The sequence below is a fragment of the Ferrimicrobium sp. genome (genome assembly GCA_022690815.1).
In the GTDB taxonomy this organism is placed as follows: domain Bacteria; phylum Actinomycetota; class Acidimicrobiia; order Acidimicrobiales; family Acidimicrobiaceae; genus Ferrimicrobium.
In genome coordinates, this window is the sequence record JALCZJ010000002.1 from 21396 (window position 1) to 45836 (window position 24441).

Annotated in this window: 20 protein-coding genes, 1 tRNA gene and 1 other RNA gene; 14 read left to right on the plus strand and 8 right to left on the minus strand. The window is 57.5% G+C overall.

All coding sequences use genetic code 11. From position 1 onward, the window contains the following. Nucleotides 1-11 precede the first annotated feature (11 nt). From larB to MP439_00845, 3 genes are all read left to right on the plus strand, one after another. Entirely contained in the window at nucleotides 12-704 is a 693-nt protein-coding gene (larB, locus tag MP439_00835; protein MCI2974613.1) for a nickel pincer cofactor biosynthesis protein LarB, read from the plus strand. A gap of 6 nt (nucleotides 705-710) precedes the next feature. Then, entirely contained in the window at nucleotides 711-2066 is a 1356-nt protein-coding gene (locus MP439_00840) for a DUF111 family protein (protein MCI2974614.1), read from the plus strand. A gap of 201 nt (nucleotides 2067-2267) precedes the next feature. Next, nucleotides 2268-3167: an aldo/keto reductase gene (locus MP439_00845; GenBank protein ID MCI2974615.1), complete on the plus strand. Its 900-nt coding sequence runs from the start codon at nucleotides 2268-2270 to the stop codon at nucleotides 3165-3167. Between the two features lie 253 nt (nucleotides 3168-3420). Here MP439_00845 and MP439_00850 read toward each other — a convergent pair. Then, a tRNA-Ser gene (locus MP439_00850) sits at nucleotides 3421-3505 on the minus strand. A 72-nt stretch (nucleotides 3506-3577) separates the two neighbouring features. On the opposite strand from MP439_00850, the gene ffs reads away from it, so the two are divergent. The 3 genes from ffs (at nucleotide 3578) to recR (ending at nucleotide 6571) form a co-directional block, all read left to right on the plus strand. Then, an RNA gene (ffs, locus tag MP439_00855) (signal recognition particle sRNA small type) lies at nucleotides 3578-3676 on the plus strand. A 63-nt stretch (nucleotides 3677-3739) separates the two neighbouring features. Continuing rightward, nucleotides 3740-5974 (plus strand): DNA polymerase III subunit gamma/tau, encoded by a 2235-nt coding sequence (dnaX, locus tag MP439_00860; GenBank protein ID MCI2974616.1) that lies wholly within the window; start codon nucleotides 3740-3742, stop codon nucleotides 5972-5974. A gap of 30 nt (nucleotides 5975-6004) precedes the next feature. Beyond that, nucleotides 6005-6571 carry a recombination mediator RecR gene (gene recR, locus MP439_00865; GenBank protein ID MCI2974617.1) on the plus strand — a complete coding sequence of 189 codons (567 nt, stop codon included), beginning with the start codon at nucleotides 6005-6007 and terminating at the stop codon, nucleotides 6569-6571. 6 nt (nucleotides 6572-6577) lie between these two features. On the opposite strand, the gene mce is transcribed toward recR, so the two are convergent. Next, nucleotides 6578-7012, minus strand: coding sequence for a methylmalonyl-CoA epimerase (gene mce / locus MP439_00870; GenBank protein MCI2974618.1), 435 nt, complete (start codon nucleotides 7010-7012; stop codon nucleotides 6578-6580). Further along, nucleotides 7012-8376: a crotonyl-CoA carboxylase/reductase gene (gene ccrA, locus MP439_00875; GenBank protein MCI2974619.1), complete on the minus strand. Its 1365-nt coding sequence runs from the start codon at nucleotides 8374-8376 to the stop codon at nucleotides 7012-7014. The genes mce and ccrA overlap by 1 nt, the downstream gene beginning before the upstream one ends. A gap of 125 nt (nucleotides 8377-8501) precedes the next feature. Between ccrA and MP439_00880 the strand changes: the two genes are divergently transcribed. Both MP439_00880 and MP439_00885 read left to right on the plus strand, forming a co-directional pair. Continuing rightward, nucleotides 8502-9686: an acetyl-CoA C-acetyltransferase gene (locus MP439_00880; protein ID MCI2974620.1), complete on the plus strand. Its 1185-nt coding sequence runs from the start codon at nucleotides 8502-8504 to the stop codon at nucleotides 9684-9686. A 649-nt stretch (nucleotides 9687-10335) separates the two neighbouring features. Continuing rightward, nucleotides 10336-12237, plus strand: coding sequence for a glycosyltransferase family 2 protein (locus MP439_00885; protein MCI2974621.1), 1902 nt, complete (start codon nucleotides 10336-10338; stop codon nucleotides 12235-12237). Nucleotides 12238-12350: 113 nt separating this feature from the next. Here the strand turns inward: MP439_00885 and fliD are convergent, their stop codons facing one another. Both fliD and MP439_00895 read right to left on the minus strand, forming a co-directional pair. Next, nucleotides 12351-14921, minus strand: coding sequence for a flagellar filament capping protein FliD (gene fliD, locus MP439_00890; protein MCI2974622.1), 2571 nt, complete (start codon nucleotides 14919-14921; stop codon nucleotides 12351-12353). A 120-nt stretch (nucleotides 14922-15041) separates the two neighbouring features. Beyond that, nucleotides 15042-15875, minus strand: coding sequence for a hypothetical protein (locus MP439_00895; GenBank protein ID MCI2974623.1), 834 nt, complete (start codon nucleotides 15873-15875; stop codon nucleotides 15042-15044). 194 nt (nucleotides 15876-16069) lie between these two features. Between MP439_00895 and MP439_00900 the strand changes: the two genes are divergently transcribed. Then, a complete protein-coding gene (locus MP439_00900; GenBank protein MCI2974624.1) occupies nucleotides 16070-17485 on the plus strand; it encodes a glycosyltransferase in 1416 nt (471 codons plus the stop codon). A gap of 22 nt (nucleotides 17486-17507) precedes the next feature. Then, entirely contained in the window at nucleotides 17508-18374 is an 867-nt protein-coding gene (locus MP439_00905; protein ID MCI2974625.1) for a hypothetical protein, read from the plus strand. 26 nt (nucleotides 18375-18400) lie between these two features. Here the strand turns inward: MP439_00905 and MP439_00910 are convergent, their stop codons facing one another. From MP439_00910 to MP439_00920, 3 genes are all read right to left on the minus strand, one after another. After that, the gene (locus MP439_00910) at nucleotides 18401-18820 is read right to left on the minus strand and encodes a hypothetical protein (protein ID MCI2974626.1); all 420 of its coding nucleotides are present in this window, start codon (nucleotides 18818-18820) and stop codon (nucleotides 18401-18403) included. 331 nt (nucleotides 18821-19151) lie between these two features. Then, the gene (locus MP439_00915) at nucleotides 19152-19721 is read right to left on the minus strand and encodes a peptidylprolyl isomerase (GenBank protein ID MCI2974627.1); all 570 of its coding nucleotides are present in this window, start codon (nucleotides 19719-19721) and stop codon (nucleotides 19152-19154) included. A 72-nt stretch (nucleotides 19722-19793) separates the two neighbouring features. Then, the gene (locus MP439_00920) at nucleotides 19794-20582 is read right to left on the minus strand and encodes a peptidylprolyl isomerase (protein MCI2974628.1); all 789 of its coding nucleotides are present in this window, start codon (nucleotides 20580-20582) and stop codon (nucleotides 19794-19796) included. Between the two features lie 71 nt (nucleotides 20583-20653). Here MP439_00920 and MP439_00925 point away from each other — a divergent pair, with 71 nt between their 5' ends. The 4 genes from MP439_00925 (at nucleotide 20654) to MP439_00940 (ending at nucleotide 24371) form a co-directional block, all read left to right on the plus strand. Then, nucleotides 20654-21862, plus strand: coding sequence for an aspartate kinase (locus MP439_00925; GenBank protein MCI2974629.1), 1209 nt, complete (start codon nucleotides 20654-20656; stop codon nucleotides 21860-21862). Beyond that, the gene (locus MP439_00930; protein ID MCI2974630.1) at nucleotides 21859-22872 is read left to right on the plus strand and encodes an aspartate-semialdehyde dehydrogenase; all 1014 of its coding nucleotides are present in this window, start codon (nucleotides 21859-21861) and stop codon (nucleotides 22870-22872) included. The genes MP439_00925 and MP439_00930 overlap by 4 nt, the downstream gene beginning before the upstream one ends. Before the next feature lie 847 nt (nucleotides 22873-23719). Next, entirely contained in the window at nucleotides 23720-24100 is a 381-nt protein-coding gene (locus MP439_00935; GenBank protein MCI2974631.1) for a flagellar protein FliS, read from the plus strand. Beyond that, the gene (locus MP439_00940; protein MCI2974632.1) at nucleotides 24093-24371 is read left to right on the plus strand and encodes a hypothetical protein; all 279 of its coding nucleotides are present in this window, start codon (nucleotides 24093-24095) and stop codon (nucleotides 24369-24371) included. The genes MP439_00935 and MP439_00940 overlap by 8 nt, the downstream gene beginning before the upstream one ends. Nucleotides 24372-24441 lie beyond the last annotated feature (70 nt).

Genomic DNA, 24441 nt, shown 5'->3' on the forward strand with positions numbered 1-24441 from the left:
AGGCTCGAATCGTGGATGAAAATTCGAATAATCGGCTGCGTCGAGGCGAATACGGTTGGTTCGATGCTGGCCGAAGGGCACGTATCGGGTTACCGGAGGCCATCTATGCTGCGAGCAAGAGTGATGCGGCACTTGTCGAGATGATCAAATTCGCGCTGGAGGGATCTGGTCCGGTGCTGGTGACCCGCTTTGACCCGACGCGTTTTGAACTCATTGCAGGGCTGGCACCTTGGCTCTCCTTTCCCACCATCGAAGAGGGGAGCGACTATGTGACTCTGGTGACGCGACCACTGGCGATGAACACAACTAAGCGAGTCGGCATCCTCGCTGGAGGCTCCTCAGACCGCGTGATGGCACTGGAGGCCCGAGCGGTGCTGACGGCACTCGGGGTCGATTCACACCTGATCCTCGACTGCGGAGTCTCCGCCATCGAGCGGACGATGGTTGCCCTTGATGAGACTCGTGGCGTTGAGGTTTTGATCGTGCTGGCGGGCTTCGAGGGAGCGTTGGCTACCATCGTGGCCTCGATGGTTTCGGTGCCTGTCATTGGCGTTCCAACGTCGATTGGCTATGGAGTGGCTCACGGTGGTGAGACAGCAATGGCATCGATGCTTGCCTCGTGTGCGCAAGGGCTGATGGTCATGGGCATCGACAACGGCTTCGGAGCCGCGTGTGCCGCGCTTCGCATCCTCGGGATACGTTGAGGCCGGATGCGAACCTTAGTGATCAACCCTGCCAACGGTGTGGCTGGCGATATGTTGATCGCAGCGCTCGTTCAAGCTACGAACTCGGGTGACCGGCTCCAGGAACTGTTTGCGCCGCTAGGAGCGCAAGGTTGGTGTACCCTTTCGTTCCGGGAGGTCACGCGGTCTTCGGTACGGGCCATCTACTGCGAGGTCACACCCGGCGCTCACGCACCATCACTGTCGCTCGACGAGCTGCGCTGGTGGGCGAGCGAGCTTATCGACGATGCAAAAGGGACCGAGATCGCAATGGCAGCCCTCGATCTTCTGGGTGGCGCCGAGCAGATGGTGCATGGCGGCGGCGCACACCTGCATGAACTCGCCTCGGTCGATACGCTGGTCGATATCGCAGGTGTCGCCTATCTCTGTGCGTTGAACCGTATTGACGGTGTGTCCATCATGCCGATTGGGGTGAACTTCGGCTCACTGTCGATGGCCCACGGTCATCTTCCCTTGCCTGGACCGGCGGTTGCTGCGTTGTTAGCCAGGACGAAGTTGGTCGTGACGGTGGCTCCCGGTGAGGAGAGCGTGACCCCAACGGGAGCGGCCCTCCTCGCAGCGCTCGACGAGGTCCTTATCGACTCAAGCGCCGTCGGAACTATCCAGGGTGTGGGATACGGGGCGGGTGCGCGTGATAGCCCTGACGTGGCCAATGTCTGCCAAGTCATGATCGTCGATGACTCAGACATCATGAGCGGAGTCCACGACATGAGAGCGTTCATTGATTGTGCGCCCAACAATCCTCACACCCCCGACTCTTCCTTTGCAGACCCCATATCTACCCCCGCAGGTCCCACAACTGCACGGTCTACCCATAGTGTCGTTGTGGAGCCAGGGTTGGTGGCTAGAACACCAGATGCCCTGAATGCCTGGGTAGAGCACGTTGGAGTGATCGAGACTTATCTCGATGATGTCAGTGGCGAAGTGGTCGGTGCGTTTATCGAGGAGAGTTTGCGCGCAGGAGCGTTGGACGCGTACGTGACGGCCACCACAGGCAAGAAGTCGCGTCCTGGGATGGCCCTGACGATGCTGACCAAACCCCAGGATGTCGAGGCGATGGTGGAGTTGGTGCAGCGTCGACTTGGATCTCCAGGTGTGAGATTTCGTATCCAACAGCGTCGACGGCTCGAACCAAGTTTTGTTGAGGTGGGTATCGATGGCCAGGTAGTCACCGTGAAGGTCACATCGGTTGGGGCAAAGCCTGAGTTCGAAGATCTGCGCAGGGTGAGCCAGCGGCTCGGAATCGAGATTGCTGAACTTCGTGATCGGGTGATGGCGCTCTATAGAGCCACGCAAGCTGGTGGCGATGACAGCGGGGCGTAGGTGCTCGGTTCGGTTTCAGTGTTGTCTTTGACGCGGGTGCATGGGCTCGAGGCACGCGACCGGCGGACTGTGCGCGCGTGAGGACAACCGAAAGCTCCTTCGTGTGGTGTGAGCGCAAGCAATAGGATCATAGGGACAACACAAGAGCAACAGCGGGGAGACATGATGAGATTTCGTCAGTTGGGTCAGTCAGGATTACAGGTGTCTGAGGTCGGGCTCGGCTGTAATAACTTCGGAGGCAGGCTGGAGTTTGAGCCGTCAAAGGAGGTGATCGTCGCGGCCTACGAGGCGGGTATCACCCTCTTCGATACGGCCGACATCTACGGGGGCAATGGAGCCTCTGAGGAGATCATGGGTGAGGTCATCAAGCCCTTTCGCCACGATATCGTATTGGCCACCAAGTTCGGGATGGATATGGGCGACACCAATGTCGCACGCGGTTCGCGTCGCTACGTGATGCGGGCGTTAGAGGCCTCATTGCGGCGTCTCCAGACCGACTACATCGACCTCTACCAGCTACACCAACCGGATCCGTTGACGCCGATCGAGGAGACGCTCGAGGCATTAACCGATGCGGTGCACCAGGGTAAAGTCCGCTACATCGGATCATCGAACTTTGCTGGATACCAGCTTGTTGAGGCTGAGCTCATCGCGCGCTCGATCGGCGCGCAACGGTTCATCTCCGCCCAGAACCACTACTCCGTCCTCGAGCGTGCGGTAGAGGCCGAACTTGTTCCAGCAGCCACCAAGTATGGCGTTGGTATCTTGCCGTTCTATCCACTGGCCGCGGGTCTTTTAACTGGTAAGTTCCGTCGGGGGCAGGCGCCGCTCGAAGGGACCAGGCTCGCGTCGCGTCCCGAGCAACTCGAGCGTGCGCGATGGGACCAGGTTGAACACCTCGAGGGCTATGCCAGAGACCACGATATGGAGTTGCTCGATCTCGCCTTCGCCTATCTGCTCGGTGAACCGGTGGTTAGTTCGGTCATTGCTGGGGCAACGTCTCGGGCTCAGGTGGAACGCAATGTTGGGACCCAGCACCATGTGCTTTCCTCACAGCAGCTCGGCGAGATCCGCGCCCTCATTGAGGCAACGGCCAAGTAGTCGGCTGCCAAACAGCTTGGCCATAGGTATCGGCCAGGTGGGCGATCAGACATCTCACCTCGGTGTACTCGTTGGTTCGCGTCAATGACTGCTCCTGCAATACCAATCGAGCCAAGGGCCAATCGAACCAAGGGTCGATCTGCCGGTGACATCGTGAACGCGTCAGGAGCGCATTAGTCAGAGCCCATTGCCCGAAGTTTGTTGGCGAGAGCGCGCAGGCCAAGGGGTCGTAATCGACCCCTTGGCCTCGGAGCGGAGGAGGTGGGATTCGAACCCACGGTGAGTTGCCCCACACGCGACTTCCAATCGCGCCGATTCGGCCGCTCTCGCACCCCTCCGGACCCCAGAGCCGTCAGACTCCAAGCGTGCTACACTAGCTTATAGTTTCTCTGGGCCGTGTCCATCACGGAGGTCGGGCCCCACGTGGCGGGACCTCGTGAACCGGGTCAGGGCCGGAAGGCAGCAGCCCTCAGCAAGGTATCTCGGGTACCGTGGGTCGCCTGACTTCCGTGATGGACACGGCTCGTCTCTTGCGGGCGTTCGCATCGAGCTGTTGACATTAGGATGACCTCGTGCCTGCCAATTACCAGTCCTTGTATCGGAGGTTTCGGCCTCAGCGCTTCTCGGAGGTGCTTGGCCAGGACCATGTCACGAGGGCGCTCAGGGCTGCGGTCGCCTCCGACACGGTCGGGCATGCCTATCTCTTCTCTGGCCCACGTGGGACGGGCAAGACCTCAACGGCGAGAATACTGGCTAAAGCGTTGAATTGTGAGCATCCAGTTGACGGCGAGCCATGCCTCGCGTGCGGGTCATGTGTCGCGATCGCATCGGGAGCGTCGGGTGAGATTGAGGAGCTTGATGCAGCGTCGAACTCCGGTGTCGACGCCATGCGGTGGCTGATTCAGACGGTTGCAACGGCGGGTGCCGGGCGTTGGAAGGTCTACATCATCGACGAGGTTCACATGCTCTCAACGGCGGCGTCGAACGCGTTGCTCAAGACACTCGAGGAGCCTCCACCACACGTTATCTTCATTCTGGCAACGACGAATCCCCAAAAGGTCCTGCAAACCGTGGTCTCGAGGACGCAGCACTTTGAGTTCCATCTCCTTGATGCCTCGACCGCTGGTGAGGTCGTCGATGACATCGCTGCTCGTACCGGTGTCGAACTGAGCGCTGCGACGCGACAATGGGTGTTGCGTCGAGGACGCGGATCAGCCCGGGACACCCTCTCGGTACTCGAGCAGGTCCTCGCGCTTGATCAGGTGATCCCTGAGGTCGACTCCTCGATCGAGCACGCCGTTGCTAGCCTTCTTGACCTTGACGCTCCAGCAACAGTTCTGGCGGTTGAGAGCCTGCTTGGCGCAGGCAACGATCCGCTTTGGGTAGTCTCTGAAATCCTGGTTCGGTTGAAGGACCAATTTCTTGCCAACCTGCGTGGACAGGGGGGACCCTACCCGCTTGCACGAATCACAAAGGCCATGGAGACGCTTGGACGCCTCAGTGTTGGTGTCCGCGATGCTTTGGATCCAGGTGTCGTGCTCGAGGCCGTCCTGGTACAACTCATCGCCGATGCCCGCATGAGCGACGACCTCGAGGAACGTGTTCGAAAACTTGAGGCGTCTCTGCGCGGTGATGCGAATGGTCTCGCGACGCCTGTTCGGGCTGTGACGATACCAGAGCGGGACACAAGCGTGCAACCAAAGCCTGAAGGCACGCCAGCACCCCGATCATCGAAGGCGGACCTTCAGCGACTACGTGGTGCCATCGGCCGACCTTCGACCCGTGGTGGCAATAGTGAGGCTTCGCCAGCGCCTGATGATCGCTCGCCATCGCGTGAGCCGGTGGCTTCGTCGCCGACGGTGCCCGCACAAGCGATGTCAACAGCCCATGACAGCGCGACAACACGTATAAACGATGAAATGCCCAACGCGGAAACAACATCCGAGGCGGCATCGAGTGAACGGGAGACAATAGATCCCACCGCGGTCGGCGAGACAGCTCTTGAGACCCCAACAGTCGATCACGATGGCGGCGCGAGGCTGGCCGCGGGTGGCTTGCGAGATGAGACGCCAGATGTCAGGGCTGACCCCGTTCCCTTGCAGCAGGTGACCCCGATGTCGGCCGACACCCGACACAACGGCCACGATACGCGAGTCCCTGGCCAAACCCGCGACGAGGCGTCGCGCTCCCTTGATCCAACACCGACGGGTCCGAAGCCACGACACAGCCCCGCAACGAGACAATCATCACCGTCCGTGAGTCAGCTTGAGCGTGACGCTCCTCGAGGGTCCGATGCCGATCGCCCCTCGGCCGCCCAAAAGTCGATTGGTGGTGCAACCCCCCGTGGTGGCGCAGCGGGAGAGAGGCTTGACCGCGCCGCCACCGAACATCTACGATCGTTGATCCAGGCTGAGTGGCTCGATCGGTTCGTGCTCGCGTTCGAGCAGCGCAACCTTCGTACGTGGATCCGTGATACCCGGCTTGTGGTCATCGACGCAGGTGAGATCGGTATCGTGCTCGATCACGAGACCCGACGCAAAAAGCTGGAGCCCTACTTTGACGAGATCGTCGCCACCATGCGCCAGTTGTACGGCGCGAATATCGCGGTACGGATGCTGCTTGAGAGTGAGACCGACGACGCTGGACCGACCGAGGCTCCGGAGGTTGAAGAACCCGAGGAGATGCTGGTCGAGCCTGACGATGTGTCCACACCAGCTGAGTCAACGCAGCGCTTCAGTGAAGATGCGATCGTTGCCAACGTCACTGACGTCTTTCCTGGAGCCAGGTTGATCCAAGGAGAGCTCTAGGCCGTGTATCCTGCGTCGTTGGCCAAACTAATGGATGAGCTCTCGCGGCTTCCCGGCATTGGGCCCAAGTCGGCACAGCGGATTGCGCTGTTCATGGTCAAGCGTGGTCCCCAAGATGCCCAGCGGTTGGCTGATGCGTTGCTGGCAGCCGCCGTCAACACTAAGCATTGTCGTGAATGCTTTTCACTGAGTGAAGACGATCTTTGCAGTGTCTGTGCCAATGTGAGTCGAGACCGCTCGGTGATCTGTGTGGTAGAGGAGCCACGGGACGTGCTTGCCTTTGAACGAGGCCTGTCGTTTCGTGGTCTGTACCACGTGCTTGGCGGGGTGATCAGCCCGATGGACGGGGTTGGCCCAGAGCAGTTGCACCTCGGTGAGCTACTGAACCGACTGAGAGACAGCACTGTGCAAGAGGTTATTCTTGCCACCTCCTCGACCATTGAGGGTGAGGCAACGGCAACGTATCTTGCAAAGCTCATCGCGCCAGCGGGAGTCAACGTGTCGCGGCTCGCTACTGGGGTGCCCGTCGGTGGCGACCTCGACTACGTCGATGAGGTCACTCTCTCCAGGGCCCTTGACGGCCGTTATCGCCTCTAGCAGCTGCTAGGGCTGACTGGGGTCGACCTTCGTTTGAGTTGGTCCCTCTTGGACCAACTCGATCAGGGTGCCGTTGGCACTCTTTGGATGGACGAACGCCACGAGCGTATTGCGTGAGCCTGGACGAGGTTCGGTATCGAGTAGCTCGAATCCCTGCTGTGCTAGCTCGCGAAGGGCTTCGGCACAATCTGGCACACGAAGACCCAGATGGTGCAGCCCTTCCCCTCGTCGGTTGAGAAACCGTGCGACGGTGGAGGACTCGCTAAAGGGTGAGACCAGCTGGATGTAGGAGTCTGCTATCTGAAGCAGTACTTCATCGATCCCGTCCGATGTCACGCGCTCTCGATGAACCAGCTTTGCGCCTAGGTTCTCATAGTGCTCGATCGCGGCATCGAGATCGATGACGGCGATCGCGATATGGTCGATCTCGGTGGTATTCATCAACCCTCCAGTTGCTTGCTGCGGGCGAATCGCTCGAACAGCGTAATCTTGTCCTCTCCAACCCGAGCACGAAAGTCCGGGTCGCTGATACCGAGACCATCGGCAAGGCTGAGGCAGCGGATCCCGACCTTTCCTTCGTGGAGGTTGGCCCGGACCACATTCACTGCCTCGCCGACGTTCACAAGATCGTAGGTTGCTGAGAGTACGGGCTGGACCATCCCCTTGGCGATGAGTTTGTTGGCCTCATAGGCCTCACGGTAGTTGGCGAAGTGGCTTGCCTTGATGGACTTGAGTTTCATCCAGAGGTGGCGATTGTCGTATTCGATGCGATAGCCCGAGGTTGCAGCACAGGTCATGATCAGACCACCACGTTTGGCGACGTAGACCGACGCCCCCATCGTTTCACGTCCTGGGTGCTCGAAGACGATGTCGGGGTCCTCGCCGACGAGTGCTCTGATGTCCCCACCGAATCGACGCCACTCGGTCTCATCTTGGGTGTTCTCGTCCTTCCAGAACCGATAACCGTTGGCAGATCGGTCGATGATGTACTCACAGCCCATCTCGCGCAGTAGCTGGGCTTTCCTCGGCGATGAGACGACGCCTACGGGGATACCTCCACCGTTTAACACGTACTGGACGGCGTAACTGCCAATGCCTCCCGTGGCCCCCCAGATGAGCACCACCTGGCCCTGGGTCATGTGGGCCCCGTTCTTCGAGACGATCATGCGATAGGATGTCGAGTTACACAAGGGATTGATCGCCGCCTCCTCCCAGGTGAGATGGGCTGGCTTAGGCATCAGCTGGTTCGCCTTGACGATGGCAAAGTCGGCGAGTCCGCCGAAGTTGGTCTCAAAGCCCCAGATGCGCTGCTCAGCGGCCAGCATGGAGTCATCGTGGGACGAGGGATCCTGATCGTCTACGTAGTTGCAGTGGATCGTCACCCGGTCGCCGACATTCCAGTTCCGCACCGCTGATCCAACTCGGACGATGATACCGGAGGCATCGGAGCCGAGCACGTGATAGTCAAGATCGTGGCGTCGGTTCCAGAGGTTGTGCGATCGCCCCATTCGCTTGAGAAAGTCGAAGGTGGGTACCGGTTCAAATAAGGACGACCATACGGTGTTGTAGTTGATCGACGAGGCCATGACCGCGATCACCGCCTCGTCGGGTGCGAGCTCGGGCATCGGGACCATATCGACATGGAGTGATCGCGATGGGTCTCGTTCGGCCGAGGGCACGCCGTCAAAGATGTTGACATCTTCTTTGCGGAGAAAGGCCGCGCGATAGTGGGTGGGTAAGGGCAATTGCGCCAACTCCTCGCCGGTGGCGTCGGCGTTGATGGCATCGATCAGTTCGATTGTCATGGGGGTATGCTACCAGTTGATGGCCGGTGTTTGAGGTCAAGCGGCAAGTCAATATCGGTGCATCCCCGAACTTTGGTTGCATCCTGCCCGACTCCTATACTGGTGTTAAGGAGAAAGGACGGCAGATGACGAAGTCTGTGATCGTATCAGGGGCCCGTACCCCAATCGGTAAGCTTTCTGGGAGTCTGGGTTCCATGACGGCCATGCACCTTGGATCGATCGCGATCAAGGAGGCACTCAAGCGAGCGGCACTCGACCCCGAGGCCGTTGAGTACGTGTTCATGGGGCATGTGCTCCAGGCTGGTCAGGGTCAGATCACGGCTCGCCAGGCAGCCGTTGGCGCAGGCATTCCGATGTCGGTTCCCTCCACTACGGTCAACAAGGTTTGTCTCTCCGGGCTCAACAGCATCCACCTGGCTGATCTGATGATCCGAGCCGGTGAGGCCGATATCGTGGTTGCTGGCGGCATGGAGTCGATGACGCAGGCGCCGTACTTTCTGCCTGGGGCCCGCAATGGCTTTCGTATGGGCGATGTCCAACTGATCGACGCGATGCTCTATGACGGACTCTTCTGTGCCTTTGACAAGATGGCCATGGGGCTCGCAACCGAACATTATCTCGGCACCGCTCCGATCTCCAGGGAGCGCCAAGACCACTTCTCGATGCTCTCGCACGAGCGCGCAGCCAAGGCTATCAAGAACGGACGCATGGCCAAGGAGATTACACCGGTGGCTGTTCCGCAGCGTCGTGGGGATGACCTCCTCGTCGAGACCGACGAGGGCGTGCGTCCAGAGACGTCGATGGAGTCGCTGGCAAAGCTACGTCCGGCGTTCGATCAAGGCGGTACCATTACCGCTGGTAATGCGTCTCAGATCAGCGATGGTGCCGCAGCGTTGGTGATCATGTCTGAGGACAAGGCACGATCACTGGGAATCACGCCACTTGCAGAGATCATCGGCTATGGGCAGGTTGCCGGTCCGGACACGTCGCTGCTCCATCAGCCATCCAACGCGATCAACGATGCGTTGCGCCGTGCCCGAATGTCGGTCGGTGATATCAACCTCTTCGAGATCAACGAAGCCTTCGCGGCCGTAGCCATCGCATCCATGGACCATCTGGGCATCAGTGAAGACGTCGTCAATGTCAACGGTGGCGCGATTGCGCTGGGTCACCCAATCGGAGCCTCTGGTGCAAGACTCGCGCTCACGCTCATCACCGAGCTGGTTGAGCGAGGTGGTGGTATGGGTGCCGCCGCGCTTTGCGGTGGTGGCGGCCAGGGCGATGCATTACTCCTGAAGGTTGAGCACTAAGGATCTCTACGACGACTCATCGCCTAGCCTAGCAAGGGTGATCGAAGCACTCTGATTGAAGAGCTTCGTCGGTGCATCGATGAGTCGATTTGGAAGTCGACTTATGGTGCTCCGCGATTCGACTATTGTGTCTGGAAGCCGCCGGCGGGTGTGGTGGATCTTGTGAGCGTGCTCCTTTCATGAGGAGAGCAACTCCGCGTAGTTCGAGTACTTTCGATCGACGGTACTGGGACTTAGTGGCTGCGGGCACTTTACTTGAGGGATGGCTTGCCTTGTGAGGCAGTCAACGGCGAGGCGGCCAACGTCAACGTCAGGCGCGCACCGGCGTTGTCAGGTGGTGGTGGGGCGTCGACGGCGGTTGATTTGCCCTCGGCGGGTCTCAACTACCTCGCTCGCATCAGGTTCGCGTTTAAAGAAGATGATGCTGCTGCTGGCGTAACGACACTGACCCTGCCGATCACGAGACCCAATGCCAGACAGTCGGGGTGGTCATGATGGCCAATGCACGTCTTGTCTTGGTGATGGGTCGTGTGTTCACCACAGAGCATGAGAGTGTTCTTGCTTAAACGTTCCAAGTGATTGTTGATCAAGTCGGGTCCATGGTTGGACGAAGTTGAGAGGAAGTGACTCAATCGAAAGGGGCCTAACCGTGACGAAGCCTGCCCTAGTAATCGTTGCATTGCTTGCAAACGAAGATGCTCGTCGTCCAACCAAGCGCTATCTCGCAGATGTCACCCCTTCGACCTTGCCAGTCGTTTGCCTCCTTCAAGGGGATGCCCTCGATACAAGGGATTGTGAAAAGATCGCAAGAGCGAGCCATGCGATTATTCTGTCGCCAGACGCATCCGTGACCGCTGGATGGACAGACGAGCTGTCATCCGTCGTGAGCGACTATCCCGAGTCCGTCATTGTTCCAGTGTCCCCAAACGTTCATGGTCCTCAGCGGACGATACTAGAAGATCATCAGTCGGTACGCTACCTCAAGGATCAGATGGTGTACGCCAATGAGATGCGTAAAGCATTTCACGGCATCGTGCAACCAATCGCTTATGCCACCGAACTTGTAGCTTGTGCCCCGAGCGCGTGGGCTCTCGATGCACTTGAAATACCTGGCAAAACCATATCAAAGGATGTGTTCACTAACCTCTATCGTTCACATCCACTTCTGCTTGCGCAAGGGTCGGCGGTCTTCGCATCTGTGGTCAAAGAGCAACTCATTCCAGGGGCCGAGCCTCTATCCCCATTGGTGTCACTTTGTATGATCGTCAAAGATGAAGAGGTGATGTTGGGAGACGCTTTGGACTCGGTACGTGGGCTTGTGGACGAGATGATTGTCTACGATACCGGATCAAGTGACGCTACTGTCGAGATCGCCAAAGCGCATGGCGCAACGGTCATCGAAGGCGAGTGGCGAGACGACTTTGCCTGGGCAAGGAACCAGACACTCAACTACGCTCACGGACTTTGGGTGCTCTGGATCGACGCCGATGAGCGTGTGCGTGGAGATATCAACGCCTTGAAGGTGCGCCTTGAAGACCCTTTCGCACCCTTTGAGTCCTACTCCGTCCGTATCCAAAACGTGACTGGTGCGGGGCTGACTTCCACTCAGCACTACGCGAATCGCCTGTTTCGCCGTAAGGATTGCTATTGGAGGGGAGCGCTTCATGAGACCGTGTGGTACCGTGACAGTCGGCGAACATGTTATGCAGCACAATCTGTGGAGTTCCACCTTGAACATCTCGGCTATCTCGATACCACGATGGTTGCGAGGAACAAGGCCGAGCGCAACATCCGCATTGCTGAGCACAACGACTCTGCGGCATCACCCGAAGAGGTGGCGTTGCATGAAGCACGATCACTAACTATGGCATCGCGATACGAAGAGGCTATTGAGTTGGTTCAAACCAAAGTCTTAACCGGGGATTCCCCTGCTATGGAGCGCATTGCAACACTGGCATTAGGTACTTGGCTGCGGGTTGTCAAGCGATACGACGAAGCACTTGATGTCATCGACCGATACGAGTCCCTGGGCTTTGCCCCAGAGTTCGCTGCGAATGATCGGGCGATGATCGCTTACGATCAAGGTGACTTCGCAGATGCTATCGAGTATGCCAGTCAGGTCACTCGCGTGGTGGCAGATCGCGATGGACTCACCGTGCAGCCTGATGGACTCATCGCAATGAAGGCGAGAGCACTTGTGAAGTTAGAACGCCCAGCAGATGCTGCGCGAGTGGTGATCGAAGGTATTTCGCGCGGCGTCATGGACATGCATTTTGGCGAACTTCTGGGCTTTATGGAAGCCGGTGATGTGCCAGTCACAGAGTTAGTTGACGCGCTACTCGATGACAAGAAGCCTCTCATCCTCGCCCAACTGCTCCAGATCGATCCTGAGATTGCTGATAGGGCCTTGACTCAAATGCACGCCATAGATCCTGATGACCGAACGATTCTAGCTGCGGGATCGTTAGTCGCTCGTCACCTGCAACGCGAGCGCCAGGACTATTGGGATGCAGCCTTGGCAGAACAGGGTCTTGTCTCTACGGGTGGGTAGAGTCGATCACACGAGCGGTTGCAATCACATCGCCAAAAGCGACTCGCTCAGGATCGTCGATCGGTAGGCATCGTTGCACCGTCGTGATCGTACTGAACGGTCAAGTATCGACCTTACCCGCCGGTCGAGAGTTGGGCAATCTCACCCGATAGATAGCTGCCTTGATTCTTCAACGTGCCCAACTGGGCCTCCATGTTGTCGAACTCCTGTTGAAGCATCTGCTGCTCATTCTGGATCATCGGCGTATAGCTGTTGTATTGTTGTTGCAGGCTTGAGATCTGCTGGTTGATGCTCGATATTGTGCTAGAAAGCGAGCCAGTCACTGGGTCAGACGCCCCGTAACCGGTGATGCCCATCCCACCTGCGATACCTGCCGTGTAGTTAAAGTTGCCAAGATTGGTCGCACTGGTGATGCCTGTGGCAGTGATCTGGAGTGAGAGTCCCGCCAACGTTGGGTTATCGAGTGGGGCCGTGAGGAACTGTCCACTTCCGGTGGCGGCAACACCATCGATGGTTCCGGCGACATCGGTTCCGGTGTAAGTGGTACCGTTCGCAGTAAGGCCCAGTTGTCCGGTCGTACCACTTGTCGCAACTGTGAAGCTCTGGGCTGAACCATAATTCTCGGACGAGACCACGAGTTGGGACCCCGATGAGGTCGTGTTGACCGTAGCTGCGAGCCCGAGACCCGCCGAAGCAAACGAGGCGTTGATACCGGCTGCGATATTTGCAAGCGACTCGCCCGCGCTAGCGGCATAAGTTGCAGTTATTCCACCAGAGGTGAAGGAAAGTGTCTCGGCGCTTGTGATCGCGCCACCAGCAACGACGCTACCGGTGTCTACGGCTTGGGTGGCCGAATGCGACACGACAACAGCGTAGCTGCCAGGTTGGGTGGCGTTGCTCGCGTAGCTGAACGACACCGATCCAGAATAGGCATTTGAGCTAGCATTTAACGTGCCCCCCTGGGTGAAGATCGATGCGACCTGGGATGGATTCGCATCATAGGCGTTGGCAAAGGTAGTTGCGTTGAAGTCGATGGAGCCGTTCTTGTTGAGTGTGATACCGGCATTGGCTGCGGTTGTGCCATTAGCCCCTACTGCATTGGCAATCACACCCAGTATCTGAGATGTGAGCGCATTGAGATCCGCGTTGCCCATCAGCGGTCCACCCTTACCGGTGGCGGCATTGTACCCCGCATATGTGTTGATGTCAGAGAGAGCGGTGTTGGCCGCAGTGACGAGCGCTTGGACTTGGGTCGCCATTTTCGTCCCGTCGGGTGTGACCGAGAGCGTGATAGGAGATGACCCAGGGGCTTGCGCGGATACAAGGTTAATATCGACGCCCGGCAGTACTCCAGAAACGGTGTTGGTCTGTGAGGAAAGTTCGTAGCCTCCTGAGCCACCGACGCTGATCAGAGCATTCTGGCCTTCGGTTACCGTGTTAAAGCTCCCCACCGATGCCGAGAACGGCGATGCCTCGACGGTGATGTTGCCGTCGGTTCCAGTCGAGTTGGACGAAAGTTGGAGGATGTAGGCATTGGTACCAACCTGCACTGCCGACGCGGTAACACCGGCGTTGGCTGCGTTGATGTTTGAGACCACCGAACTCAAACTTCCGCTACCAGCCGAGATCTCTGAGGCACTAAAGCTGCCCTTGTCAAGCCCAAAGGTGCCGATACCCATTGTGACGGTTCCACCGGTACCATCGGTGAGGGTGGTGGTAGAACCTGCCTGGACGTTGTTGATCGCTGTCGCGGTACCGTCGAGGGTAATTGACCCTGCGGTCCCAACCGATGCCGTTGACTGTGTGCTAAGACCCAGTGAGGATAGGGCTGAGCCTCCGGTGATTTGGAGCGAGGCGGAACTGCCCAACAGTGACGTGCCAACTTCAAGTTGTCCGCGTGTGTTGACCTGTGCATTGAGCAAGGGAGTACCGGAAGTACTCGTTGCGGTGCTGACAGCTTGGGCAAGTTGGGAGGGCGTGTAGGTGCCACTGGCAATCGTAAAGCTCTCGGCGGTCCCGTTAACGGTGGCATCGATCGTGTCATTGGACGAGCCGATGGTGATCGAACTCGCCAGCGCGGATGAGCCAGTTGCCGTGCCCCCCGTAAGGGCTTGGGTGACGGCAAAGGAGTGGTTGCCAACGGCGAGGCCACTGCCAGCGAGGGAACTGACACCAAAACCTGAGGCACTCGATGAGAGCAGGAAGTTGCCGGAGGCGACAGTGGAGGAAAGCGAGCCAAGCGTGTTAGCTCCGGCGAGAACGTTGCCTTGGGCCAGTTGATCGACGTTGAAGCTGATCGTTGACGGCGTTGCCCCCGATGTGGTGGTAGCGGTCGCCACACTGGGATCTGAGGTAGTGGCCGAGGTCACTTGCCAATCAGAGGGTACGTTCAAGTTGTTGGCTGCGGTTTGGAGATTGAGAAAGTCCGACGAGAGCTGTTGATAGTCATTGAGATTGGTATTGAGCGAGTTGATCTGGTTCTGGATGTCTACCTGGGGCTGTTCATAAGCTTGCATGAGTGCGTTGATGATGGAACTGGTATCGAGTCCCGAGATCACACCATTGAACTGAATCGCGGGAGCAAATGGGCTTGTGGTATCCGATGAAGTGGTCGAGCCTGACGAGGTGGTAGAACTCGTCCCTGTGGTCGTGGACGTGCTTGTGGTTGGTGAGATCGAAGACATACAACCTCCTTGATGTCTTGTGTGTTCCCCTGCGTTGAGTTGTCCGGTCTATTACCCAAAATGGGCCGCAGGTGAACCCACGACCCACTTTGAGCGAGAATGAATGGAAGGAAAAGGTAATTACGGAAGAAGCTTGAGAATAAGCTGCGGTAACGCTTGTGCCTGCGACAACATCGCGACACCGGCCTGCATCAACACCTGTTGGGATGAGAAGTTCGTCATCGCCTTAGCCATGTTGGTATCGACCAGTGTTGAGTTTGCCGACGTCACGTTCTGCTGGGCAACCGTATCGTTGGAGATGATGTCCTGGATCTGGTTCTGTGTCGCTCCAATGGCGGCTTCGGCGGATGCGACCTGGGTGATCGCGGCCTGGACGAGCGACATTGCCGAGAATGCTGCCGACGCTGTTCCGATACTTGCATCTGAAGTGCTAACGCCCAACGATGCAGAGCCAAGGTTGCCAATGCTCACGACTACTTGATCGACTGTGGAAGCATAAGCACCGATCTGGAACGACTGGCCAGTGTAGGTTCCGTTTAGCAGTTGGGTGCTACCAAACTGAGTCGAGTTCGCGATCTGGTCAAGCTGGTTTTGTAGGGCTGTGAACTCTTGCTGATCGGCGTTTTCCGAAGTGCTGTTGTTCGCGCCCCCGTTAGCGGCTTGGGTCGCAAGCTGGTTCATGGTTTGCAGAATTGAGATCTGCTGGTTCATCGCACCGGTCGCGATCTGAAGCACAGATACTGCATCTTGACCGTTGTTGATTGCAACACCGAGACCGTTGGCTTGGGTCTGAAGGCCCTGTGAGATCACATAGTCCGCCGCTCCTTGTGAAGCGTTCTGGATCTTGAGGCCCGACGACAGCTGATTGATCGAGGTCTGCATCGCGTTGTTGGTGGCGTTCAAGTTATTGTACGCCTCGATAGCAGAGATGTTGGTATTGACAGATAGGGACATGAATCCTCCTTGAATTCCCACGTAGTTGCCTACGGGACACCAGTATCAGCCTGGCGTCTTGGGAGTCATCGTCTGCATTTTCCGCAAACTTAAGTATGTGATCCAAAAAGATGCGAGCGAGCACACGAAGTCCGATACCTCAAGGTCATCAAAGGGTATCCGATGGATGGTAAGGCACTATGAAGAAGGGGCGCATGGTGGATATTGTCTTTGAGGGAAACACTCGCTTCGACAACAGCTACGGCATCGTCAACTTAAACCTTGCGAACGCACTCCGAGCGCGAGGCCATCAGGTGGCATTCACATCCTTTGACGAAGATGAGGATGGGTTTCTTGCAAGCTGCACCCAGTTAGGCATTGCCCCCTTCCCTCTTAGACCAGTGGGGGTTGGGGATGTCTGCATCCGTGAGTTCTGGCCACCCAAGTGGGATCGCCCGGCGTGTCAGAAGTTTATTGTGATTCAACCGTGGGAGTTTGGTGGCGTGCCTCTTGCCTGGATCGACAAACTCGATCAGGTCGATCAGGTGTGGGCCTATACCCAGTTCGTTAAGTCCTGCTGGGTTGAAGGGGGCGCTGATCCTGCAAAGATCAGAGTTGTTCCCTTAGGGGTTCATCAAAGTAGCCTGAGTCAAGGCAAGAAAGCACCGGGTCAACTGCTGTTCCTTGGTGGTGGTATCTGGCGAAAGGGGGTTGACCTGTTCGTGATGGCCGTAGATGGTCTCAGCGACGGCGAGCTTGCACACACCCATGTGGTCATCAAGGAGTCAGGGAACGACTCGTTTTATCGCAACCAGTCACTAGTCGATATGATGATCGACAAATTTCCCCGTGTTCGTGCTGTTACCGAGGTTTGCCGTGACAGCTTGAGTAGGGCGGAACTCGACCTGCTGATTGCGCAGTCGGTTGCCCTGGTTCACCCGTATCGAGCGGAAGGGTTCTACTTGGGAGGACTCGAAGCCATGAGTCTTGGTACTGCTGTGGTGATGACACAAGGTGGAGCAGCGGACGATTATGCCAACGACCAGAACGCGCTGATGATTCGGGCCACTCATGCTATTGGGGATGGAGACTCCGATGGTGATCTTGGTCCAATCGGTGGCGAGTTTCATTGGATGGAAGCGTCGGTAGATGATCTGACTCGCGCGATTCGCATGGTTCTGACAGATGATCCCTCAACACAAGCTGATGTACAAGCTCGTATCGAACGTGCATACCAGACAAGTCGCCGCTTCTCGTGGGATCAAAGTGCTCAATACGCTGAGAGTGCGATTGCGTCAGAACGAGTGGAGAACGACCACTTCTCCCAAGTTGAAGAGGGTCTTGCTCGTGTTCTTGATACTTGGAGCCTCAGCGACCTAGACGCTGTGACTGCGCTCATGGTTCAGCACCAGGACTTTCACGGTGCTCATGAGCTGTTGGCACGCTTTGGCAAAGCACTGCCCCCAAATGCCCAAGCCATGTCCGACCAACTCCTTTCGTTGCTACCTGGTCGTATCGACATCTGGCGCGATGCCCGATACCGCGTCGCACTACAAAGCTACGCTAGGGGCGGCTCACGTGGAGTAGTCGGTGCCATCTCGCATCGCTGCACCGTTAACCAAGACCTATAAACCTAACGAAGGAGATTCCAAAATGGACGAAGTCAATTCTCAACTGCAAGCAATCCTTTCTCAAATTATCGAACGGCAAGGTCTCGTGGAGCATAAGGTGGCGATGCTGCTCGATCATGCCCAACAGATGCCTCGCTTTTTCAGTCCCACACATGCAACGTTGCTGCTCGACCTTCAGGCCAGGCTCAAGCCAGCCACTGCGGTTGGGGCGAAACGGGTACGTGTTGGCGGTGACAATGACGGTGGCTATGTGATGGTGGATCATGGACTTGATGACACGACTGTGTATAACTTCGGCATTGGCCAGGAGGTGACCTGGGATCAGGCTATGGCGAGTCGAGGGAACACGATCTATCAGTTCGATCACACAATCGATCAACCGCCACCTGTCAATGGCACTACGGTTTTCAAACGTGTGGGTCTTGGTGCGACAACGAACGATACGTTTGTGAGCCTATACGATGCACTAACGGCTAACCAAGACCAGGATCGCAGCGACCTCCTACTCAACATCGATATCGAGGGTGGAGAGTGGGACATCCTTCCGACGCTCACTGTCCGAGATCTGGCACCGTTCTCTCAGATCGTCATCGAACTCCATGACCTGCTGCGATTTATTACCGCAAGTGAATTTCGAGCCAAGGTGGTTGCCTCGTTGGACTCGCTCTATCGTACCCATCAGGTCGTACACGTTCATGCCAATAACTGGGCCTCCCGAGCCATTGCTGGTAGCGTAATAGGCTACGACGTGTTGGAAGTTACGTTACTGCGCAAGAGTGATTGGACGTTTGAGGAATACCAGGACACGTTACCGCTCGCTCTCGACCGTCCAAACGCGCCATTTCGAGAAGAATATGCCCTTGGGGACTGGGCGCATGTCGCATCATGAGGCCATAGGCCGGTTGCGCTCTACTATCAGTGAGCACTGAGGTCACGCACGACGGCCACCGCCACCGTCGGCTCCCCAACACCGCATCGCGGACACGCTGCGCCCCCTGACGGGACGTTGAACCAATAACCCGAGACTACATCCCGGGTCGCCTCGATGTCGCTCACAATTGTCGAAGCACTCACCTGCTGTCCACTCGGATTGGTTGAGATCCCTGCATAGATGACGATCTTGGGGTTGGCGTGGCGAGCTAATGCGGCTGCCCTATCAACAAACGCCTTATAGATGCTGGGTCGACTCTCCAACCCTTGCGCCTGAATATCGATAGCACTTGAATACTTGGCATAGTCCGAAACTATGCCCTTGTCCAGGTAGGTACTCCAGATATTGGCACCAGGGGCAATAACCTTTGCCAAGTCCGCCGCCGGAGCGCTCGTGACCTTCACATCCATCCCGTGTCTGCGATGCGACAGCACACATCGTGGCCAACGGGTGCAAGCCGGTCCTGAGATAGCCCGGCGTAACAAGACCTCTTAACTGGTCTTGCCTGGAATCCTAGCCTGTTGGCCAAGCCTTCAAGCAGCAGCCTCGAGCTCTGCCCATTCGGCATAGTTGCCGACATGGCTCCCAATCGTGTGGACCACGTGCTGCAGGCACGGTGAGGTCCGCCGCCTGGTAGATGTGCCTCTCACCAAGGATTTGCACGGTCTAAACCTTATCGAGATCCAAAATCGTACTGAGTGTTGCCACAATGTAGGTGGGATAGGACGCAGGTCCTTAGAGACTGTGGATGGTGACCGAAGAGATGGTGCATTGCTCCTTCGGTTTGCCGCCCTGTGAGCCAGCCGCATCCAGTGCAGTGAGGACCTCGTCCCCCTCGATCAACTGGCCAAACAGGCTGTAGAGGGGTGGTAAGGAGACACCGCTCGGTCCTGAAATAATGAAGAACTGACTCCCGTTGGTGTTTGGGCCAGCGTTTGCCATAGCAAGACTTCCCCGCTGGTACTCGCCAGGGTTGGGCAGTTCATCGCGAAACTGATAACCAGGCCCTCCTGCCCCTGATCCAGTTGGGTCCCCCCCTTGGACGACAAAGCCTGGAATGATCCGGTGAAAGTCAATCCCGTCAAAGTAATGATAGCGAGCGAGGAAGACGAAGCTGTTGACGGTGATCGGTGCACGGTTGACAAGGAGCTCAAAGCGCATCGTGCCATGGCTGGTCTCCATAGTTGCCTCATAGGAGGCGCCATCGTCCAGACAGTATGATGGACTGGCATCGAACTTCGTCACCTGAGGGCTGGAGCCATCCGGCTCGGGGCAAGGGTAATTCTCTTTCTTCCGTCCGAGCATGCTGTTCTTCCTTCCGTTGTCGGCGTCTCTTTTTACCAGCGTTCGATCAGGAGCGCTGGCGGACCCAGGACCTTACTTGGTCACCTGGATCGTGACGGTGTTGATCTTATAGGTGGTCTTTGGGGGGATACCGTTGTTGGCGGTGCTGCCGCCGGCATTGATCTTTGCGATGACCGAGAGGCCTTTGGTCACCTGACCGAAGACGCTATAAGTGTCGCTTAACTCCTTTTCGCCGGCTGTGCCTGAGACAACAAAGAATTGACTCCCATTGCTGTTTGGTGAGCCGCTGTTGGCCATTGCCACGGTGCCGATGTGGTACGAACCGGCAGGGGGGTTCTTATCGCCAAAGCTGTACCCCGGTGTTCCGAAGTCGTTGTTGGTCGGACTCCCTCCCTGGATGACAAAGCCTGGGATGACGCGAAAGAAAGTCGTTCCGTTGAAGAAGTGATAGAGCGACAGAACGTAGAAATTGTTTGCTGATTTTGGTCCAAGATTTGGCTCAAGTTTGATGTCGAAGGTCCCGGCAGTGGTATTGACCACGGCGAGGTAGTGATCCTTCGGATTAAGACACTCTGGCGGATATTTCTTAAAATGGGTCTTGCGCGGAATGGTAGCGTTTGGATTAGGACAACCGTTGGGGAGCAGGTAGCTAGTCGTCTTGGCGGTGGTCGTCTTGTGGTCGGCCACGGTCTTCTTAGGGGTCGGTTTGGTGAGAAGATAAATACCGACGAAAATTACGATCGCAGCCACGACGACGATGGCGCCATTGCGCAGCGTCTTGCGACGCTTGGCACGCGCCTGTTCGGCTTCTTTCAGTTTCTGTTGGTTTGCTCGAATTCGAGCCCGCTTTTCGCTTGGCACGTCAACACTTTAGTAGCACGAACGCCCATTCACCTCTTGGTCCGCGAGGATCGGCCTGGTAGATTGTTTGCGTGGCTCTCATAATTCAAAAGTATGGTGGCACCTCCGTAGCTGATGCGGATCGTATCCGGACGGTGGCTGACTACGTTGCACGCTCGAGGCGTCGAGGTGATGATGTCGTGGTGGTGGTATCAGCCATGGGCAAGACGACCGATGACCTAATTCGGCTCGCCGGCGATGTCAGCGCCACCATCCCTCCTAGGGAGATGGATATGCTCCTGACCGCAGGGGAGCGGATCTCGGTGTCACTGCTCTGCATGGCGCTTGCTGAACTGGGAGTCTTAGCGGAATCCTTCACGGGGTCACAAGCCGGCATCATCACCGATACCGATCACACCAAGGCAAAGATTGTCGAGATCAAACCCGACCGAATCAGAGCCTCGCTTGGCGCCGGAGTGGTGCCGGTCATCGCCGGGTTTCAAGGGGTTTCGACCGAGCGCAATGTCACGACGCTCGGGCGTGGGGGGTCTGATACGACCGCTGTGGCGATTGCCGCGAGCCTGGGTGCCAATGTCTGTGAGATCTACACCGATGTGTCCGGGGTCTTTACGGCGGATCCGAGGGTTGTGCCGAGCGCCCGCAAGATACCGCGGATCTCGTTTGAAGAGATGTTGGAGCTTTCGGCCTCTGGCGGGCGAGTTCTTGCTCTTCGCTCGGTGGAATTTGCGCGAAATTATGGAGTGAACCTGCACGTGCGCTCTAGTTTTACCTGGGAGCCAGGGACCTGGGTTGTGGAAGAGGAGAAGACGATGGAACAGGCAGTGGTCAGTGCGATCTCTCATGATGCCTCTGAGGTCAAGCTGACGCTCTTGCGGGTACCGGACCAGCCGGGGGTGGCCGCTCAAATTTTTCGGGTCATCGCAGATGCGGGCATCAATGTCGATATGATCGTGCAGAACACGTCGATCGCTGGTCACACCGATATCTCCTTTACCGCTCCCAAGGTCGACCTCGAACTGGCACAAAGGGTCACCGAGGAGGTCGCGAAGCAGGTTCACGCTGGTGAGGTCATCGTCGATGCCGCTATCGGCCGGGTATCGCTGGTGGGTGCTGGCATGAAGTCAAATCCTGGCGTGACGGCGACGATGTTCGAGACATTGGCCAACAAGGGTATCAACATCGAGATGATCTCGACCTCGGCGATTCGTATCTCCTGCGTCATTCGCTCCGACCATCTTGAGACCGCGGTGCAGGCCTTGCACGAGGCGTTCAGGCTATGAGAAGCGCAGGAACCCTCGCGGTCGTCGGTGCGACTGGCCAGGTTGGGACGGTCATGCTGCGGATTCTTGAGGAACGTAACATCCCCTTTGATCATCTGCGGCTCTTTGCTTCGTCTCGGTCTGCAGGGTCAACGATACTGTGTGGTCAACATTCTGTTGTGGTGGAGGATGTCGAAACCGCCGACCTCGCCGGCGTCGATCACGCCCTCTTCTCCATTGGCGCGACGGCGTCACAGCGCCATGCTCCTCGGTTTGCTTCGGCTGGTGCTGTCGTGATCGACAACTCATCAGCGTATCGAATGGATCCAGAGGTACCTCTTGTGGTGCCCGAGGTTAATCCCGGTGATGCCATGAATCGACCGCTCGGAATCATCGCAAACCCCAACTGCACCACAATGATCGCGATGCCCCCGCTCGCTGTGATCGACCGCCTCTTTGGACTTGAACGGGTCATCGCCTCGACCTATCAGGCGGCGTCGGGAGCCGGTAAAGCCGGGGTAGCTGAACTCGATGAGCAGCTGCAGCGCCCAGACCTTGTCAAGCTCACCTTCGACGGTGCCTCGGTGACCTTTGGCCCGCCACAGAAGTTTCCCGCCGTCCTAGCCGGTAACGTGATCCCACTTGCCGGTGAACTCCACGGTGGTGACACGTCTGAGGAGGAGAAATTCATCAACGAGTCTCGTAAGATCCTGGGGCTGGCTGACCTGAAGGTGCATGCCACCTGTGTTCGGGTGCCAGTCTTCACGGGGCACAGTATCGCGATCGTCGCCGAGTGCCACGGTCAGCCAGAGGTCCAGGCGCTTGTGGATGCGCTCGAACATCAGCCCGAGTGCCGGGTCGTGGACCTTCCGACCCCGTTGGCAAGCGCGGGAGTCGATCCAGTGCTCGTCGGTCGGATCCGACTCGATCGGTCGTCTCCGAAGGGAATTGCGTTTTTTGTTGCCGGGGATAACCTTCGAAAGGGCGCCGCACTCAACGCAGTCCAGATCCTCGAGCTCTTGTTAGGCTGATGGTAGCAACGGACATGTCGATGCCGTGTCGATGCTGCTGCTCGGCTGATGAAGCATCCGTGGTATTTGGCGGGAGGTTGCCGAGGTGTGGCCTACATGACAACCCTGCACACGAATCGCATCGTGGTTGACCAGGCGCGGAATGGTTGCGCGTCATTTCGCGAGTGTTGATCGACGGTGTCCGCGTTGCTTGGCTGGCTTGATAGGCCCATCAGACGGGATGCGATTTTGTGATCAATGATACCGCCACGCCGCTCGCTTGGCAGGTCAAGGGCGTGCAGCGATTGGGCCTGGTGAGAGGAGACGGCGTTCCCACCTGACTACACATTGAGCGACGTTGGCCGCTTGGGTCTTGCTCGTGTGAATATCGACGAGCTGCTGCCCTTCGGTGGGGGGTGGAGCGGTGTCTTCACAACGTTCTGATGGTGCAACGGTTTCGCGCATTTGACCGCTTACGTCAGGTACTCCTGTGATGGGTCATCGGGGATTCCTGTGAGGGTCTCTGGTCTCTGTGGCTGCTTGAGCAGCGGCGATTGCGGGGACCTTGGTCCAGGGGTGCGTGTCTGTCAGGTGGTGTTCCTGGTTTGTAGATTCTCAACTGGAACTTCTGAACCGGCGATGCTCACCACCCGTCTTGGCCTCGCCGAGCGTTGGCAATGTGAGCGATTGGACGAGGCGTCAGAGACGTCGGTGTGGCGGGGTAAAACATCACGACAGAACTCAAGATGCTGGCGTTACGGTTCGACACTATGGGAACGGAACCGAGCTTGTTGATCAATCAAGATCGTTGCCCTACAAAAACGACCGTGCGATCGCGATCGCCTAGCGTCGGTAGAAAGGATCTGAGGTGGTTCACTCTGGAAAGCGAAGCTACGCGGAACACGCGGTAGAGACGGCATCACCATCATCGCGTCTCGTGATGATCATCGACCTTCTCGAGAGCGCGCTGCTTCGAGCTGACCGTGCCTATCAGACGCACGATCTCTACGAGATCCACTGTGGGCTAAAAAACGCGCAAACGATCGTGGCGTTGCTTCGCGATAGTCTGGCGCTCGACGTATGGGAGGGCGCTCGCGATGTCTATCGCCTCTACGAGTACGCGCTGGATCGATTGGTGAGATCAAATCTGGCCAAGAACCCCGAACTCTTGATGGAGGCAGAAGAGGTGCTGCGTCCCTTGTTGGATGCTTGGCGACAGGCTGCGGTATTGGTCGGCGTTAATGGATGAATGGATCGCATATTTGGACGCCTATGAGCGGCACCTCGACGCAGTCGAGGACTCCCTTCATGGTGGCCGCGTGGTGGTGTTGGCATTTGCCCATCCACAGCCGAGCTCACGTCTTCCTCGGGACCTCAAAGCTCGCTCGGAGGCACTCGTTGTGCGTACTGAAGCACTGAGTGACGAACTCCGTGCTCGGATGACCGCATTCTCTACCGTGTTGCGTTACTCGCGCATGAAAGATCCGAGTCGAATCGTCCTTATTGATGTTCTCGCATAGCACCCTAGGTGATGCCCGCCGATACACATCACCTCACGTGTCGCTCGGTACTGATGAGATTGCCCAATGC

Excerpts from the sequence above, each read along its gene's own strand:
- MP439_00840 (MCI2974614.1), top strand. The coding sequence starts at position 711 with ATGCGAACCTTAGTGATCAACCCTGCCAACGGTGTGGCTGGCGATATG.
- recR (MCI2974617.1), top strand. The coding sequence starts at position 6,005 with ATGGATGAGCTCTCGCGGCTTCCCGGCATTGGGCCCAAGTCGGCACAG.
- mce (MCI2974618.1), bottom strand. The coding sequence starts at position 7,012 with ATGAATACCACCGAGATCGACCATATCGCGATCGCCGTCATCGATCTC.
- ccrA (MCI2974619.1), bottom strand. The coding sequence starts at position 8,376 with ATGACAATCGAACTGATCGATGCCATCAACGCCGACGCCACCGGCGAG.
- MP439_00880 (MCI2974620.1), top strand. The coding sequence starts at position 8,502 with ATGACGAAGTCTGTGATCGTATCAGGGGCCCGTACCCCAATCGGTAAG.
- fliD (MCI2974622.1), bottom strand. The coding sequence starts at position 14,921 with ATGTCTTCGATCTCACCAACCACAAGCACGTCCACGACCACAGGGACG.
- MP439_00895 (MCI2974623.1), bottom strand. The coding sequence starts at position 15,875 with ATGTCCCTATCTGTCAATACCAACATCTCTGCTATCGAGGCGTACAAT.
- MP439_00900 (MCI2974624.1), top strand. The coding sequence starts at position 16,070 with ATGGTGGATATTGTCTTTGAGGGAAACACTCGCTTCGACAACAGCTAC.
- MP439_00905 (MCI2974625.1), top strand. The coding sequence starts at position 17,508 with ATGGACGAAGTCAATTCTCAACTGCAAGCAATCCTTTCTCAAATTATC.
- MP439_00915 (MCI2974627.1), bottom strand. The coding sequence starts at position 19,721 with ATGCTCGGACGGAAGAAAGAGAATTACCCTTGCCCCGAGCCGGATGGC.
- MP439_00930 (MCI2974630.1), top strand. The coding sequence starts at position 21,859 with ATGAGAAGCGCAGGAACCCTCGCGGTCGTCGGTGCGACTGGCCAGGTT.
- MP439_00940 (MCI2974632.1), top strand. The coding sequence starts at position 24,093 with ATGGATGAATGGATCGCATATTTGGACGCCTATGAGCGGCACCTCGAC.